At 64.3% G+C, this 16,381-nt stretch carries 12 protein-coding genes and 1 pseudogene; 7 read left to right on the top strand and 6 right to left on the bottom strand.

The genetic code is table 11. The annotated features are described in order from the left end of the window. Nucleotides 1–151 precede the first annotated feature (151 nt). Nucleotides 152–541: a DUF3175 domain-containing protein gene (locus P6U29_RS02930; protein ID WP_407116249.1), complete on the top strand. Its 390-nt coding sequence runs from the start codon at nt 152–154 to the stop codon at nt 539–541. 33 nt (nt 542–574) lie between these two features. On the opposite strand, the pseudogene P6U29_RS02925 reads toward P6U29_RS02930, so the two are convergent. Both P6U29_RS02925 and P6U29_RS02920 read right to left on the bottom strand, forming a co-directional pair. Next, a pseudogene (locus P6U29_RS02925) lies at nt 575–2,607 on the bottom strand (methyl-accepting chemotaxis protein). A gap of 218 nt (nt 2,608–2,825) precedes the next feature. Then, complete coding sequence (locus P6U29_RS02920; protein WP_407116248.1) at nt 2,826–4,865, bottom strand: methyl-accepting chemotaxis protein; 2,040 nt, start codon at nt 4,863–4,865, stop codon at nt 2,826–2,828. Between the two features lie 333 nt (nt 4,866–5,198). Here P6U29_RS02920 and P6U29_RS02915 point away from each other — a divergent pair, with 333 nt between their 5' ends. The 4 genes from P6U29_RS02915 (at nt 5,199) to P6U29_RS02900 (ending at nt 10,246) form a co-directional block, all read left to right on the top strand. Then, entirely contained in the window at nt 5,199–5,684 is a 486-nt protein-coding gene (locus P6U29_RS02915) for a (2Fe-2S)-binding protein (protein WP_407116247.1), read from the top strand. A gap of 81 nt (nt 5,685–5,765) precedes the next feature. Then, on the top strand, nt 5,766–8,108 hold the full coding sequence (locus tag P6U29_RS02910; protein WP_407116246.1) for a xanthine dehydrogenase family protein molybdopterin-binding subunit: 2,343 nt from the start codon (nt 5,766–5,768) through the stop codon (nt 8,106–8,108). Between the two features lie 15 nt (nt 8,109–8,123). Beyond that, the gene (locus tag P6U29_RS02905) at nt 8,124–8,924 is read left to right on the top strand and encodes an FAD binding domain-containing protein (protein WP_407116245.1); all 801 of its coding nucleotides are present in this window, start codon (nt 8,124–8,126) and stop codon (nt 8,922–8,924) included. A 209-nt stretch (nt 8,925–9,133) separates the two neighbouring features. After that, a complete protein-coding gene (locus tag P6U29_RS02900; protein ID WP_407116244.1) occupies nt 9,134–10,246 on the top strand; it encodes a CaiB/BaiF CoA transferase family protein in 1,113 nt (370 codons plus the stop codon). Nucleotides 10,247–10,399: 153 nt separating this feature from the next. On the opposite strand, the gene hppD is transcribed toward P6U29_RS02900, so the two are convergent. Then, the gene (gene hppD, locus P6U29_RS02895) at nt 10,400–11,518 is read right to left on the bottom strand and encodes a 4-hydroxyphenylpyruvate dioxygenase (RefSeq protein WP_407116243.1); all 1,119 of its coding nucleotides are present in this window, start codon (nt 11,516–11,518) and stop codon (nt 10,400–10,402) included. A 122-nt stretch (nt 11,519–11,640) separates the two neighbouring features. On the opposite strand from hppD, the gene P6U29_RS02890 reads away from it, so the two are divergent. Then, entirely contained in the window at nt 11,641–12,120 is a 480-nt protein-coding gene (locus P6U29_RS02890; RefSeq protein WP_407116242.1) for an Lrp/AsnC family transcriptional regulator, read from the top strand. Nucleotides 12,121–12,193: 73 nt separating this feature from the next. Continuing rightward, on the top strand, nt 12,194–12,505 hold the full coding sequence (locus P6U29_RS02885; RefSeq protein ID WP_407116241.1) for a DUF1272 domain-containing protein: 312 nt from the start codon (nt 12,194–12,196) through the stop codon (nt 12,503–12,505). A gap of 109 nt (nt 12,506–12,614) precedes the next feature. Here the strand turns inward: P6U29_RS02885 and fahA are convergent, their stop codons facing one another. The 3 genes from fahA to P6U29_RS02870 form a co-directional block, all read right to left on the bottom strand. After that, a complete protein-coding gene (gene fahA / locus P6U29_RS02880; RefSeq protein ID WP_407116240.1) occupies nt 12,615–13,889 on the bottom strand; it encodes a fumarylacetoacetase in 1,275 nt (424 codons plus the stop codon). Between the two features lie 178 nt (nt 13,890–14,067). Beyond that, complete coding sequence (hmgA, locus tag P6U29_RS02875) at nt 14,068–15,414, bottom strand: homogentisate 1,2-dioxygenase (RefSeq protein WP_407116239.1); 1,347 nt, start codon at nt 15,412–15,414, stop codon at nt 14,068–14,070. Nucleotides 15,415–15,416: 2 nt separating this feature from the next. Continuing rightward, the gene (locus tag P6U29_RS02870; protein ID WP_407116238.1) at nt 15,417–16,373 is read right to left on the bottom strand and encodes an MBL fold metallo-hydrolase; all 957 of its coding nucleotides are present in this window, start codon (nt 16,371–16,373) and stop codon (nt 15,417–15,419) included. Between the last annotated feature and the right edge of the window lie 8 nt (nt 16,374–16,381).

Genomic DNA, 16,381 nt, shown 5'->3' with positions numbered 1-16,381 from the left:
CCCGCTTCACAGGACGTGGACGGGGTCGGTCCGATCATGGGGGTGCGGCATTCTGCCTGCCACCTGCGACAACGTTTGCGATGAGGCCCGGTTCCCTCGGGAACAGTCTCCAAGAACACCCGTTTCCGATTGAGCTCCAAGGAGTTGACGCATGGCTCAGGTCAGAAAGACGACACATTCACGAAAGACAGGCGCACGAAAGACCGGCGCGCGCAACACCGCGCGTCGCAAGGCGAGCACGACGCGCAAGAGGTCAAGTCGCCGTGCTGCACCGAAGCGCTGGTCGCAACGGGTGTCGCAGGAGAGCGACGCGCTCGATCTCAAGCGCGGCGTGTTCAAGCTCAAGGACCCCAAGAAGATCGCGGCCTCGCTGAAGCGCTCGGCCGAGCACAGCGCGCGCCGCAAGGCCGGCGCCTATCGCTCCGCGCTGTCGATGCTGACGTTCTACATCAACCGCGCCGGTAAGACGCTGCCGAAAACGCAGCGGACGCGGCTGGAACGGGCTAAGGGAGAGCTGAAGCGGGCATTCGGAAGGGAGTGAGGCGACAGCACTGACTGCAGAGGCGTGCGACCCTTACGCCGCCCGGATATTGGCCATGAAGCGGTCGAGCTCGGCGCGCAGGCGGGTGCTTTCGCTCGACAGGGTCTTGGCCGAGTTCAGCACCTCTTCCGAGGCCGAGCCGGTCTCGGCGGCGCCGCGGTTGACCTCGCCGATATCGGTGGCTGCGGTCTGGTACCCTGTGCGACGGTCTGGACGCTGCGGGCGATCTCCTGGGTGGCGGCGCCCTGCTGCTCGACCGCGCTCGCGATCGAGGTCGAGATCGACGAGATCTGGCCGATGGTCGCGCCGATCTCCTTGATCGCGGCGACCGATTCGGCGGTGGCGCCCTGCATGCCCGTGATGTGCGAGGAGATCTCGTCGGTCGCCTTCGCGGTCTGGCTCGCCAGTGATTTCACCTCGCTCGCCACGACCGCGAAGCCACGGCCGGCTTCACCGGCGCGGGCGGCCTCGATGGTGGCGTTGAGCGCGAGCAGGTTGGTCTGCTCGGCGATCGCGGTGATCAGCTTGACCACCTCGCCGATCTGCTGGGCGGCATGCGACAGCTTGCCGATGCGGCCGTCGGTCTCCCTGGCCTGCATCACGGCAGCCTCGGCGATGCGGCTGGAATCGCGGACCTGGCGGCCGATCTCCTCGACCGAGGCCGAGAGCTCTTCGGTCGCGGTCGCGACCGACTGCATGTTGGAGGAGGCCTGCTCGGAGACGCCGGCGACCTGGCTCGACAGGCTCTGCGTGGTCTCGGCGGTGCGGGTCAGCGTGGACGCAGCCGATTCCAGCTGCACGGCCGAGGCCGAGACGTTGGAGACGATGGCGCCGACCGCGCTCTCGAAATCGTCGGCAAAGCGGATCAGTTCGGCGCGACGGCTGGCGGCCTGCTCCCGGCTCTGGACTTCGCTGGCGGCGGCATCGCGCTCGGCCTTGGCAACCGCCTGAACCTTGAACTCCTCGACCGCGCCGGCCATCTCGCCGATCTCGTCCTTGCGGCCCAAACCCGGCAGCACGACTTCGAAATTGCCGGAAGCCAGCTCGCGCATCGCCTTGCACATCGCGATCATCGGACGCGAAATGCCGTTGCCGAGCCACAAGGCCAGCACCGTGCCCACGGCCAGCCCGCCGAGCGCCAGCATCAGCATCAGCTGCTCGGTCTCTCCAATCGTCGCATTGGCGCTCGCCTCGATGCGTTGCTGGTCGGCGGTCAGATCCGAACGCAGCTCGGCCGAGAGCTTGAGGATGGTCGCCGCCGTCTTGGTCATTTCGCCGTTCAGCTTGACGATGACCTTCACGTTCTCGGTCAGCTTTGCAAACGAGGTGCGGTACTGCTTCAAGAGATCGCCGATCTCCTTGACGCGATCCGTGATCTTCTGGTCGTTCGCGTAGATAGAGACCAACAGCGTCTCGAGGAACTTGATGCGGGCGATGACGCCGTCGGCGGTCTTCGGCTCCGGCTTGGCCACGAAGGCGCTGACCGAGGTGGAGACCGCCAGATATTGCGAGGTGACGTCCTTGGCTGTGGTCTGAACCGAGGCAAGGCCCGCCAGTGCTGCGGTGTCGGCGAGATCATCGAATTTGAAGCGAATCTTGTTGCCGACACTGTTGAGCTCGTCGGCCGCGATCTTGTTGTTCTCGCGCGTCAGCGTGATGATTTCGCCGAAGACTTTCGTGAAACTCTGGAACTCGGCCTCGAGCTTGCCAACCTGCTCACGGCGCGCCGCGCCGGTCGTCGCGGCCATCGACTTGGCGATCGCGTTCTTTAGATTTCCTTCAGCGGCCTTGGCCGCGGTCTCGTCATCGGCCGCGCCGGTCAGGGTATAGGCCCGTGCCAGCCCCTGATAGGCGATCAGCTCGCGATCGACCGTCCGCGCCAGATCGGCTTCCGATACGCTGGTGCGGTAGGATGCCACGGCGCCTGCGATCCGCTCGAAGCCGAAATAGGCGAACGCCATGCTGACGGCGAGGATGGCGAGCACCGCCACGAAGCCGAGGATGATTTTTGCGCGAAAACGCAGCGTTGGCAGCTTCGATTTGCTCGACTTCGACGTCACCGACATTCCCCCACCCCATTCCATTCGCGGAAAACCAGGCGCAGCCCGGAAGCAGCCCGCTTCCTGACTCTCCGGCACGTTACGGGGCAAAGGATAAGCTGTGGTAAATTTGTGGCGCCGCGACTGACCGTGAGGTGACGCGGCGTTTCTGGTCTCGCTGTCGTTCCGGACAGTGTAGCGCCGGTCCGGGACGAAGGCTGCTGTCTGGCGCCGACAGCGGTGCCTTACGCCGCCCGGATATTGGCCATGAAGCGGTCGAGCTCGGCGCGCAGGCGGGTGCTTTCGCTCGACAGGGTCTTGGCCGAGTTCAGCACCTCTTCCGAGGCCGAGCCGGTCTCGGCGGCGCCGCGGTTGACCTCGCCGATATCGGTGGCTGCGGTCTGGGTACCCTGTGCGACGGTCTGGACGCTGCGGGCGATCTCCTGGGTGGCGGCGCCCTGCTGCTCGACCGCGCTCGCGATCGAGGTCGAGATTGACGAGATCTGGCCGATGGTCGCGCCGATCTCCTTGATCGCGGCGACCGATTCGGCGGTGGCGCCCTGCATGCCCGTGATGTGCGAGGAGATCTCGTCGGTCGCCTTCGCGGTCTGGCTCGCCAGTGATTTCACCTCGCTCGCCACGACCGCGAAGCCACGGCCGGCTTCACCGGCGCGGGCGGCCTCGATGGTGGCGTTGAGCGCGAGCAGGTTGGTCTGCTCGGCGATCGCGGTGATCAGCTTGACCACCTCGCCGATCTGCTGGGCGGCATGCGACAGCTTGCCGATGCGGCCGTCGGTCTCCCTGGCCTGCATCACGGCAGCCTCGGCGATGCGGCTGGAATCGCGGACCTGGCGGCCGATCTCCTCGACCGAGGCCGAGAGCTCTTCGGTCGCGGTCGCGACCGACTGCATGTTGGAGGAGGCCTGCTCGGAGACGCCGGCGACCTGGCTCGACAGGCTCTGCGTGGTCTCGGCGGTGCGGGTCAGCGTGGACGCAGCCGATTCCAGCTGCACGGCCGAGGCCGAGACGTTGGAGACGATGGCGCCGACCGCGCTCTCGAAATCGTCGGCAAAGCGGATCAGTTCGGCGCGACGGCTGGCGGCCTGCTCCCGGCTCTGGACTTCGCTGGCGGCGGCATCGCGCTCGGCCTTGGCAACCGCCTGAACCTTGAACTCCTCGACCGCGCCGGCCATCTCGCCGATCTCGTCCTTGCGGCCCAAACCCGGCAGCACGACTTCGAAATTGCCGGAAGCCAGCTCGCGCATCGCCTTGCACATCGCGATCATCGGACGCGAAATGCCGGTACCGAGCAGGAAGGCGAGGACCGCGCCAAGCAGCGTGCCGCCGACGGCCAGCATTAGCACCAGCTGCTCGGTCTTTCCGATGGTCGCCTCCGACTCCGAATCCAGCCGCTGCTGTTCGGCGACGAGGTCCGCCTTCATGGCGGTCGCGCCTTTCAGGATCGCACCGGCCGAACCGTTCATCTCGGTGACGAGATCATCGACCAGCTTGGCATTGGCGATCAGCTTTTCCAGCGCTTCGCGATAGGCCCCGAGCAGCGCCTTGGCATCCTTCAGGCCGGCAACGATCTTGTCGTCCATGGAATAGACCGCGCCGAGCGAGTTCTCGACAAATTTCAGCCGTGCCAGCGCGCTGGTGGCGATTGCCTGGTCGGACGTCAGCACGAAATTGGTCGCGGCCGCACTCGCGGTCTGGAACTGGGCATTGACCTGCTTGGTGCCGAACTCGATCGCCTGTGCTTCGGCGTCGGACGCGTTGTTGCCGATGTCGTCCAGTTTGTACTTCAGGAGGTTGGCGTTGCGGCTGAGCTGGTTCTGCACCAGCAGCGCACTGTCGCGCTTGGCCTGGAGCACCTTTGCGAAAGTCGCGGAGAAGTTGGAGAATTCTTTGGTGAGCTTGTTGAGACTCTCCTGCCGCGCCGGCTTCTTGGCGCCCTTGACGGCCTGATCGATGGCGTTCTTCAGGCTGCCTTCAGCATCCAGCGCCGCCTTGGCGTCGTCTTCCTTGCCGGTGACGACGAAATATTTGACGGCCGAACGATAGGCGAGCAGCTCACGGTCGATATTGCGGGCAAGATCGGCCTCGGACACGCTGCTGCGGTACGATCCGACCCCGGAGGCGACCCGCTCGAAGCCGAAATAGGAGAAGGCCATGCTGCCGGCGGAGATCACCAGCACGGCGGCGAAGCCGAGAATGATTTTTGCGCGGAACCTGAGGGTCGGAAATAGTGTGCGCTTAGACGGCGACGCGATACGCCCGGACATTCCCAGCCCCCCCATTTGTATTCAGCCGCGATCGGGAGGCGTCCGCCTCCAATCTGGATGCGCAAAACTAAGGCAGAATCGATAAGGGGCGGTAAATTTGGCAGCCGATACAGTCTCAGGCTTCGTCGGCCAAAGGCCGATCCGGAGATAGAAGCTGGCATCCCAGTTACGCCCGGTCGTTCATTTCGCGGCCCTCCACCCATCGCGCAAATCATCGCACCCCGGTGAGATCAATGACTTTTCCATGACGAAGGCGACCAAAATCCTAGTTGCAAAGTTCCGGGTCGCTGTCTCTAATTAGAAATAATCAAAATCACTCTGGGAGGACTCCAAGTGTCTACAGTCAAACTGACGGTCAACGGCAAGGCCGTTGCTGTCGACGTCGAGGACCGCACGCTGCTGGTCCAGCTCCTGCGCGATCACCTCAATCTTACGGGAACTCATGTCGGCTGCGACACAAGCCAGTGCGGCGCCTGCGTGGTGCACATGGACGGCCGTGCGGTGAAATCCTGCACCATGCTGGCAGGGCAGGCCGATGGCGCCAGCATCACCACCATCGAGGGCATCGCCAATGGCGACGAGCTGCACCCGATGCAGGCCGCCTTCCGTGACAATCACGGCCTTCAATGCGGCTATTGCACGCCGGGCATGATCATGTCCGCGATCGACATCGTGCATCGCCATGGTGGCCAGCTCGACGAGGCCACCGTCCGCCAGGAGCTCGAGGGCAATATCTGCCGCTGCACCGGCTATCACAACATCGTCAAAGCCGTGCTTGATGCGGCCGGACGCATGAAGGTTGCGCAGGCGGCCGAGTAAAGCGGCCGCCGCGACAAGAAAACCACTGCCGCTTTCGAGGGAAAGCGCGGGTCAACGAATTTCCGGTCGGGAGGACCAGACATGGGTGTTGAAGGCATCGGCGCGCGCGTCGTGCGCAAGGAAGACAAGCGTTTCATTACCGGCAAGGGCCGCTACGTCGACGACATCAAGCTGACGGGCATGACCCATGCCTATTTCATCCGCAGCCCGCACGCGCACGCCAAGGTGAAGGGGATCGACTCTTCCGCCGCGCTGAAGATACCGGGCGTGGTCGCGGTGCTCACCGGCAAGCAGCTCGTCGACGACAAGGTCGGCAACCTGATCTGCGGCTGGGCCATCACCTCGAAGGACGGCAGCCCGATGAAGATGGGCGCATGGCCGGCCATGGCGCCCGAGACGGTGCGCTTCGTCGGCCAGGCCGTCGCCGTCGTGATCGCCGAGAGCAAGAATCTCGCGCGTGACGCGGCGGAAGCCGTCGTCGTCGATTACGAGGAGCTTCCCGCGGTCGCCGACATGCAGGCCGCGATCAAGGCCGGCGCGCCGCAGCTTCATCCCGAGGCCCCCGGCAACCAGGTCTATGACTGGGTGATCGGCGACGAGGGCGCGGTGAATGCCGCCTTCTCGAAGGCCGCCAATGTGGTGAAGCTCGACGTCACCAACAACCGCCTCGCCCCGAACGCGATGGAGCCGCGGGCGGCGATCGCCGATTACGACGCGGCGGAAGAGCACTTCACGCTCTATACGACGTCACAGAACCCGCACGTCGCCCGCCTCGTGCTGTCGGCGTTCTACAACATCGCGCCCGAGCACAAGCTGCGCGTGATCGCGCCCGATGTCGGCGGCGGCTTCGGTTCGAAGATCTTCATCTACCCCGAAGAAATGGTGGCGTTGTGGGCCTCGAAGAAAGTCGGCCGTCCCGTGAAATGGACCGGTGACCGCACCGAGGCCTTCCTCACCGACGCACATGGCCGCGACCATGTCACCCATGCCGAGATGGCGTTCGACGCCAACAACAAGATCATTGGCCTGAAGGTGAAGACCTACGCCAATTTCGGCGCCTACATGTCGCTGTTCTCGTCCTCGGTGCCGACCTATCTCTATGCGACGCTGCTGTCGGGCCAGTACAACATCCCGGCGATCCACGCCGAGGTCATCGGCGTCTACACCAACACCACGCCGGTCGACGCCTATCGCGGCGCCGGTCGCCCCGAAGCGAGCTATCTGATCGAGCGGCTGATGGAAACGGCGGCGCGGCAGTTGAATGTCGATCCGGCCCAATTGCGCCGGACCAACTTCATCACCCAGTTCCCGCACCAGACGCCTGTTATCATGGCCTACGACACCGGCGACTTTAACGCCTCGCTCGATGCCGCGATGAAGGCGATCGACTATGCCGGCTTCCCTGCCCGCAAGGCGCAAGCAAAATCACAAGGCAAGCTGCGCGGCATCGGCGTGTCCTGCTACATCGAAGCCTGCGGCATCGCACCGTCCAAAGCGGTCGGCAGCTTGGGCGCCGGCGTCGGCCTGTGGGAATCGGCCGAAGTGCGCGTCAATCCGGTCGGCACCATCGAGATCCTCACGGGATCGCACAGCCATGGCCAGGGTCACGAGACCACCTTCTGCCAGCTCGTGGCAGACCGTCTTGGCGTTCCCATCAGCCAGGTCTCGATCGTCCATGGCGACACCGACAAGGTGCAGTTCGGCATGGGCACCTACGGGTCGCGCTCGGCGGCCGTAGGCCTCACCGCGATCCTGAAGGCCATGGAGAAGATGGAATCCAAGGCCAAGAAGATCGCGGCACATGCGCTCGAAGCGTCGGAGGCCGACATCGTCATCGAGAATGGCGAGTTCAAGGTGACCGGCACCGACAAGGCGATCGCGTTCCCGATGGTGGCGCTCGCGGCCTACACCGCGCACAACCTGCCTGAGGGGATGGAGCCGGGCCTGAAGGAAAGCGCCTTCTATGACCCCACCAACTTCACCTTCCCGGCCGGCGCCTATATTTGCGAGCTCGAGGTCGATCCCGGCACCGGCAAGACCTCGTTCATCAACTTCGTCGCGGCCGACGATTTCGGCCGGCTGATCAACCCGATGATCGTCGAGGGCCAGGTCCATGGCGGGCTCGCGCAAGGCATTGGTCAGGCACTGCTCGAGCACGCGATCTACGATGCCAACGGCCAGCCGGTCACGGCCTCGTTCATGGACTATGCCATGCCGCGCGCCGACGACCTGCCGTCGTTCAATCTCTCCCACACCACCACGCTGTGCCCAGGCAATCCCCTGGGCATCAAAGGTTGCGGTGAGGCCGGCGCGATCGGGGCGTCCGCGGCCGTGATCAACGCGATCACGGATGCGATCGGCAATAACAACCTGGAAATGCCCGCAACCCCTGACCGGGTGTGGCGCGCGATCCACGCGGCTTGAAGAGGAGCAACCAAGATGTACCAGACCACCTATCATCGCCCCTCCTCGGTCGACGAGGCTGCCAGCCTGTTCGCCAAGAGCAGCGAGGCGAAGTTCCTCGCCGGCGGGCAGACGCTGCTGCCTGTGATGAAGCAGCGCCTTGCAGGTCCCTCCGACGTGATCGATCTCGGCAGGATCAAGGAGCTGCAGGGCGTCGAGCTGTCGGGAGACACGCTGACCATCAAGGCCGCCACGACGTATTACGACATCATGCAGAATGCCGATGTGAAGAAGGCGATTCCTGCTATCTCCTATCTCACCTCGGTGCTCGGCGATCCCGCGGTGCGCTATCGCGGCACGATCGGCGGCTCGATCGCCAACAACGATCCTGCTGCAGATTTCCCGGCTGCTCTGCTCGCGCTCGGCGCCACCGTGAACACCAACAAGCGGTCGATCTCGGCGGATGATTTCTTCAAGGGCCTGTTCACCACGGCGCTCGAAGACGGCGAGATCATCACCGCCGTGTCATTCCCCGTGCCGGCGAAGGCAGGTTACGAAAAGATGCGGCACCCGGCCTCGCGCTTTGCGCTGACCGGCGTGTTCGTGGCGCAGACCAAGTCGGGCGAGATCCGCGTCGCCGCCACCGGCGCATCGCAGAGCGGCGTGATGCGGGTGCCTGCGATCGAAGCCGCGCTGAAGGCGAACTGGTCGCCGGCAGCGATCGACAGCGTCAGCATTCCGGCGAGCGGATTGCTCGCTGACATCCATGGCACGGCGGAGTATCGCGCCAACCTCGTCAAGGTGATGGCGCAGCGCGCGGTGGCTGCTGCGGGCTGACGATCCCGCTCCAGCGCCTCGACACAAATTTTCCGCGGCGCGCACTTCGGTGCGCGCCGTTTTATTTTGACCATGCGGCATGAAAACCGCTTGCCTCGCTGGCGGGAAGGCGGGAAAAGTTAATCAGCCAATTAACTCGCCCCCAAGAGCAACGTCCGAGGCGCCTGCCGGATCACCGGCACTTGCCCGCGACCCGAGGAAACAACAACGTGCTCGATAAACCCGCCCAAAACTCGACCGTCCGCACCTCCGGCCCGCTCGCGGGCTTCCGCATCGTCGAATTCGCCGGCATCGGGCCCGGTCCGTTTGCCTGCATGATGCTGGCCGACATGGGCGCCGATGTCGTCACGCTCGATCGCGTCGGCGCCAAGAAGAGCATGAAATCGGTGGCGGGCCGCGGCCGCAAGGTGATCGAGCTCGACCTCAAGGACAAGGTCGCGATCGCAGAGGTGCTCGACCTCCTGGCCAGCGCCGATGCGCTGATCGAAGGATTCCGTCCCGGCGTCATGGAGCGGCTCGGGCTCGGGCCCGATGTCGTGCTCGCGCGCAACCCGAAGCTGGTCTATGGCCGCATGACCGGTTGGGGGCAGGAAGGCCCGCTCGCCAACGCCGCCGGCCACGACATCAACTACATCTCCATCACCGGCGCGCTCGCTGCGATCGGCACGAAGGAAGCGCCGGTGCCGCCGCTCAATTTGGTCGGCGATTTCGGCGGCGGCGCGCTCTATCTCGTCGTCGGCGTGCTCGCAGCGCTCCTGGAAGCGCAAAAATCCGGCAAGGGTCAGGTGGTCGACGCGGCGATGTGCGACGGCGCGGCTTCGCTGATGTCGTTCTTCTTCGACATGACCACGATCGGCCGCTGGACCGAGGGGCGCAACCAAAACTTCCTCGACGGCGGCGCGCATTTCTACGGCGTCTACGAATGCGCTTGCGGGCACTTCATTTCGATCGGCTCGATCGAACCGCAATTCTACGCACTGCTGCGCGAGCACGCCGGCCTGACGGATGCGGATTTCGACGCGCAGATGGACCGCAAGGCCTGGCCCGCGCTGAAGGAGAAGCTGAAGGCCGTGTTCAAGAGCAAGACGCGCGAGGACTGGTGCAGGATCATGGAAGGCACCGACATTTGCTTCGCGCCGGTGCTGACCATGTCGGAGGCGACCGAGCATCCGCACATGGTCGCCCGCAACGTCTTCATCGAGCGCCACGGCGTGAAGCAGCCGGCACCCGCGCCGCGGTTCTCACGGACGCCATCGGCCGTGCGCGAGCCGGAAGCGGCGGAGATCGCCGCGGTGACGAAGGCGTGGGCGGCGGCAAAGTAGCCCCACCACAAATCTGTCGGGTGGGCAAAGGCGCAAAGCGCCGTGCCCACCATCTTTCCGCGCTTGCAAATGAGCATGGTGGGCACGCTTCGCTTTGCCCACCCTACGACTACGACAGCTGCTTTGATGAGACAGCGTGCCTGAACGCCGCGGTTAAGCCGCGTTCTCCACCTTCAGCACGCCGCGCCGGATCTGGTCCTCCTCGATCGATTCGAACAGGGCCTTGAAATTGCCCTCGCCAAAACCATCGTCGCCCTTGCGCTGAATGAACTCGAAGAAGATCGGGCCGATCGCGTTGGCCGAGAAGATCTGCAGCAGCACCTTGGTCTGGCCGCCCTCGACCACACCTTCGCCGTCGATCAGGATGCCGTTCTTCCGGAGCCGAGCAACGTCTTCGCCATGCTTGGGCAGCCGCGTATCGATCCGCTCGAAATAGGTGTCGGGCGGGGACGGCATGAAGGGCAGGCCGGCCTCGCGCAGGCTCTCGATGGTGCGGTAGATATCGCGGCAGCCGCAGGCGATGTGCTGGATGCCCTCGCCGCGATAGGTCTTCAGATATTCCTCAATCTGGCCGGAATCGCCGGCGTCCTCGTTGATCGGAATCCGGATCTTGCCGTCCGGGCTGGTCAGCGCCCGCGAGAACAGGCCGGAGGCGCGGCCCTCGATATCGAAGAAGCGGATCTGGCGGAAGTTGAACAGCTTCTCGTAGAAGCCGGCCCAGACATCCATGCGGCCGCGATGAACGTTGTGGGTGAGATGGTCGAGATAGAACAGTCCGGCGCCGACCGGCCGCGGGTCGCGCACGCCCAGCCATTCGAACTCGGCATCATAGGCCAAGCCCTTGTCACCGTAGCGATCGACCAGATACAGCAGGCTGCCGCCGATGCCCTTGATCGCGGGCACGTCGAGCGTCTTCTGTGCGGATGATACATCGGCCGGCTCGGCACCGAGCGCAATCGCCCGGTCGTAGGCCGCCTTGGCATCGACGACGCGGAAGGCCATCGATGGCGCGCACGGGCCGTGCGCGGCGACGAACTCATAGCCGTGAGTGCCGGGCTCCTCGTTGACGAGATAGTTGATGTCGCCCTGGCGATAGACCGTGATTGTCTTGGTCTTGTGGCGCGCGACGGGCGCATAGCCCATCAGCTTGAATAACGCGTGCAGCTCTTCCGGGTGGGGATGCGCATATTCGACGAACTCGAAGCCGTCGGTGCCCATCGGATTGTCGGCGCTGATCGTGGCCGGCGGTGCATCGTGCGGAAACGGACCCATTGCTGTTCTCCCAAATTGCTGCTGGGAGGAATTATCCTTCATGAAGCGCGCAAGGGGCGTGCAAACGGGACGCGATTCCGCTAGTCTATGCACGACTTGTGCATGAACTGGGCGATTGACGCATGATCTCCGTGGACGCCTTCGACCTCAGGATCCTGGGTGCGCTCCAGGACGATGGCCGCCTCACCAACCAGGAGCTTGCCGAGCTCGCGGGCCTGTCCGCCTCGCAATGCTCGCGGCGGCGGATGCGGCTGGAGGAGGAGAAGGTGATCGCAGGCTATCACGCCGATCTTTCCAGCGAGGCGCTCGGCTTCGGCGTGATCGCCTTCATCCAGGTGGGGCTCGCGACCCACTCGCCGGACAACTCCAAACGCTTCCGCGCGCTGGTGAACCGGATCGACGAGATCCAGGAGGCGTATTCGCTGACAGGCGATGCCGATTACATGCTCAAAGCCGTGCTGCGCGACCTCAAGGGCCTGTCCAACCTCGTCAACGACGTCTTGATGCCGCACCAGAGCGTGGCTCATGTGCGCTCCTCGATCGTACTCGACCGGCTGAAGGAGAGCTCGCGACTCCCGCTCAAGGAGATCAAGCCCGGCTGAAATCGAGGGAACTATGGCATTCGCGCGGCGCGCGCGATCTGCGATGATCCGGCTCCATGTCCGGAGATTCAACATGGCCCTCCAGCTGCGACCGAACTGCGAATATTGCGACCGCGACCTGCCGCCGAACGCAACGGATGCGCGGATCTGCTCCTATGAATGCACGTTCTGTGCGGACTGCGTCGAAACGAAACTGTCCAACGTCTGCCCGAACTGCGGCGGCGGATTTGTCCCGCGCCCGATCAGGCCGGCGCAGGAATGGCGCCCCGGCGTGTGCGTGGCCAAGCACGTGCCGTCGGACAGGCGGGTGCATCTGAAGTACAGCGTGGAGGATGTCGCAGCGCATTGCGCGCGAGTGCGGGATGTGCCACCAGAGAAGCGGTAGATCTCGTAGGGTGGGCAAAGGCGCTCTTGCACCGTGCCCACCATCTTTCGAACGCCGAGCGATGGTGGGCACGTTTCGCTTTGCCCACCCTACGAGGCGCGCGCGGCAATCACTCCGCCGCCACAATCGTCCCCTCGACCTCGCCGAACCCGACGCGATAGCCGTTGCCCTGGCACCAGCCGCGCATCACGAGGCTGTCGCCGTCCTCCAGGAACGAGCGCTTGACGCCGCCGGGCAGCTCGACCGGCTCGGTGCCGTTCCAGCTGATCTCGAGCAGGCTGCCGCGCTGGTTCTTCTCCGGACCGGAGATGGTGCCGCTGCCTAAGAGATCGCCGACATTCATGGCGCAGCCGCTGGAGGCATGGTGCATCAGCTGCTGCACCGAGGACCAGTACATGTACTTGAAATTGGTGCGGCTGATGCTGACGGGCGCATTGGCCGCCACAGCGCGCAAGGAGACGTCGAGCTCGACATCGTAGTTCTGCGGCTTGCTTTGCTTCAGATAATCCAGCGGCACCGGCTGCTGCTCCGGCCCCTTCAGGCGGAACGGCTCCAGCGCCTCGCGCGTCACCACCCAGGGGCTGATCGAGGTCGCGAAGGCTTTTGCGAGGAATGGCCCGAGCGGCACATATTCCCATTGCTGAATGTCGCGCGCGCTCCAATCATTGAGCAGCACGAAGCCGAAGATCATCTCCTCGGCCTGTGCTTCGCTCAGCATGCCGCCCATCGGCGAGGGTTGGCCGATGACGACGCCCATCTCCAGCTCGAAATCGAGCCGCTTGCACGGCGCAAAGCTCGGCAGCTCCACATTCGGCGGCTTCAGCTGCCCGCGCGGCCGCTTCACCTTGGTGCCGGAGACCACGACGGTGGAGGCGCGGCCGTTATACGCAATCGGCATATGCAGCCAGTTCGGCTGCAGCGCGTTGTCCTTGCCGCGGAACATCACGCCGACATTGGTGGCATGCTCTTTCGAGGAATAGAAGTCGGTGTAGCCGGAGACCGCGAAGGGCATATGGAGCTTCGCATCGCGCATCGGCACGAGCGCGCGGCTGCGCAGCTCCTCGTTGTCGCGCAGATCGGGATGATCAGCGCGCAAAAGCTCACTGATCCGCGCCCGCGTCTTGGTCCACACCTTCGGCCCCAGCGCCATGAAGGGATTAAGCGAGGCGCCGGAGAAGACGCCGAGCGGGCCGACGTCGAGCCGGGAATCCTGCTCAAGCTCCCAGAGATCGAGCACGTAGTTGCCGATCGCAACGCCAACCCGCGGCGTGGGATTGGCCGCGGTCGAGAACACGCCATAAGGCAGGTTCTGGATCGGGAAGTCCGAGGAAGGATCGACCTCGATGAAAGAGCGGAGGCTGGGGTCGTTGGGATGGGTTGTCACTTTTCGCTCGGTCCTTTTTTCCTTCTCCCCTTGTGGGAGAAGGTGGCGCGAAGCGCCGGATGAGGGGTTCTATCCGCGGGTCCGAATGTGAGAGGTTCACTCGCGGAGAGAAACCCCTCACCCGTCTCGCGGCTTCGCCGCGAGCCACCCTCTCCCACAAGGGGAGAGGGGAAGAAAGCTACGGCCGGTTCGGATCGAACCGCTTCTCCAGGCCCTTCCAGCAATCGGCGTAGTCGTCCTGCAGCGTCGACGACTTCGCCGCGTGTGCGGTAACGCGCTGCGGGTAGCGGGTCTCGAACATGAAGGCCATGGTGCCCGTGAGCTTCACCGGCTTCAGCTCGCCGTTGCTGGCATGCTCGAAGGCGTCGCGGTCCGGGCCGTGCGGCAGCATGCAGTTGTGCAAGGAGATGCCGCCGGGGACGAAGCCTTGCGGCTTGGCATCGTAGACGCCGTAGATCAAGCCCATGAACTCGCTCATGATGTTCATGTGGTACCAGGGCGGACGGAAGGTGTTTTCCGCAACCATCCAGCGCTCGGGGAAGATGACGAAGTCGATATTCGCCGTGCCCGCGGTCTCCGAGGGCGAGGTCAGCACCGTGAAGATCGAGGGGTCGGGATGGTCGAAGCTGATCGCGCCGACCGGAGAGAAGGTGCGCAGATCGTATTTGTACGGCGCGTAATTGCCGTGCCAGGCGACGACGTCGATCGGCGAATGCGGCAATGTGGTCTTGAACAGCGAGCCGCCCCATTTCACGTAGAGCTCGGTCGGTGTGTCCTTGTCCTCATAGTTCGCGACCGGCGTCAGGAAGTCGCGCGCATTGGCGAGGCAGTTGGCTCCGATCGGGCCGCGCTCCGGCAGCGTGAAGGCACCGCCATAGTTCTCGCAGAGATAGCCTCGCGCCGGGCCATTCGGGATCTCGACGCGGAACTTGACCCCGCGCGGGATCACCACGATCTCGCCGGGCTCGGCATCGATGCGGCCGAACTCGGTGACGAGGCGAAGATTGCCCTGCTGAAGCACGAACAGCAATTCGCCGTCGGCATTGTAGAAATGCTGATCCACCATCGATTTGGTGATGAGGTAGACATGCGCGGCCATGCCGGCCTGCGTGTTGACGTCGCCCGCCGTCGTCATGGTCTGCACGCCCTGGACGAAGGTGACCTCTTCCTTCGGCAGCGGCGTCGGATCCCAGCGCAGCTGCGCGATCGGGAGATCGTATTCGTGGCACGGCGCCGAGCGCCACAGCCCGGCATCAACCTTCTCGAAGCGGCCGGAATGCTTCACCGAAGGACGGATGCGGTAGAGCCAGGAGCGCTCATTGGTGCCGCGCGGCGCGGTGAAGGGCGAGCCGGAGAGCTGCTCGGCATAGAGGCCATAGGCGCAGCGCTGCGGCGAGTTGCGCCCGATCGGCAGCGCGCCCGGCAGCGCCTCGGTCTCAAAACTGTTGCCGAAGCCGGACATGTAGCCCGGCGTCACCTGGGCCGAGCTGCGGATGGTCTGATCAGGCGAGGTATTGATGTTCATGACTATCCTCCTCCTTGCAGGGCAGCCCACATTTCCTGGTCGCGCTTGTCGGTCCAGATCACGGGATCGTCGATCCCCGACGCTTCGTCGTAAGCGCGCGACACGTTGAACGGCAGGCAGTGCTCGTAGATGGCAAAACTCGAAAATTTGGGATCCATCACCTCGCGGGTCGCCGCCATCGATTCCTTCAGCGTGCGGCCCTTGGCGACCGAGATTTCGGCCGCGCCATAGAGCGAGGTGACGAAGTCGCGCGTCATCGCGATGGCCTCGCGCACTGTGGCCGTGCCCTTCAGCGCATCGCCGCGACCCGGCGCGATCGCCTTCGGATTGAAGTTGCGGATTTCGTTCAACGTCATCGGCCATTCGCGCAAATGCGCATCGCCGCAATAGCAGGCCGAGTGATATTCGATGAGATCGCCGGAGAACATCACCTCCGCGTCCGGCACCCAGGCGACGATGTCGCCGGAGGTGTGGCCGGCGCCCAACTGCATCAAGCGCACCTCGCGTTTTCCCAGATAGATCGACATCTCGCCTTCGAAGGTCAGCGTCGGCCAGGTCAGGCCGGGGATGCTCTGCGCGTCCTGGAACAGGCGCGGAAAGCGGCCGTATTCGGAATCCCAGTCCTGCTTGCCGCGCTCCTCGATCAGCCGATAGGTCTCCTGCGAGGCGACGATGCCTTGCGCCTTGTAGGCGGAGGCTCCGAGCACGCGCACGGCGTGATAGTGCGACAGCACAACATATTTGATCGGCTTGTCGGTCACTGCGCGCACGCGCTCGATCACCTTGTTCGCCATCGCCGGCGTCGCCTGCGCGTCAAACACGAGGCAGCCGTCGTCGCCGACGATCACGGCCGTGTTCGGATCGCCCTCGGCGGTGAAGGCATAGAGATCGGCGCCGATCTCGGAGAAGGTGATTGTCTTCTCGGAGAGATCGCCGGTGGATGCGAAGTTCTTCGCCATCAATTCGT

Source organism: Bradyrhizobium sp. LMG 9283, from assembly GCF_045571415.1.
Taxonomy (GTDB): Bacteria; Pseudomonadota; Alphaproteobacteria; order Rhizobiales; family Xanthobacteraceae; genus Bradyrhizobium.
Note: the sequence above shows the minus strand (reverse complement) of the source record. Positions and strands in the feature narration are given on the sequence as shown.

Excerpts from the sequence above, each read along its gene's own strand:
- P6U29_RS02930 (WP_407116249.1), top strand. The coding sequence starts at position 152 with ATGGCTCAGGTCAGAAAGACGACACATTCACGAAAGACAGGCGCACGA.
- P6U29_RS02920 (WP_407116248.1), bottom strand. The coding sequence starts at position 4,865 with ATGTCCGGGCGTATCGCGTCGCCGTCTAAGCGCACACTATTTCCGACC.
- P6U29_RS02910 (WP_407116246.1), top strand. The coding sequence starts at position 5,766 with ATGGGTGTTGAAGGCATCGGCGCGCGCGTCGTGCGCAAGGAAGACAAG.
- P6U29_RS02905 (WP_407116245.1), top strand. The coding sequence starts at position 8,124 with ATGTACCAGACCACCTATCATCGCCCCTCCTCGGTCGACGAGGCTGCC.
- hppD (WP_407116243.1), bottom strand. The coding sequence starts at position 11,518 with ATGGGTCCGTTTCCGCACGATGCACCGCCGGCCACGATCAGCGCCGAC.
- P6U29_RS02890 (WP_407116242.1), top strand. The coding sequence starts at position 11,641 with ATGATCTCCGTGGACGCCTTCGACCTCAGGATCCTGGGTGCGCTCCAG.
- P6U29_RS02885 (WP_407116241.1), top strand. The coding sequence starts at position 12,194 with ATGGCCCTCCAGCTGCGACCGAACTGCGAATATTGCGACCGCGACCTG.
- hmgA (WP_407116239.1), bottom strand. The coding sequence starts at position 15,414 with ATGAACATCAATACCTCGCCTGATCAGACCATCCGCAGCTCGGCCCAG.
- P6U29_RS02870 (WP_407116238.1), bottom strand. The coding sequence starts at position 16,373 with ATGGCGAAGAACTTCGCATCCACCGGCGATCTCTCCGAGAAGACAATC.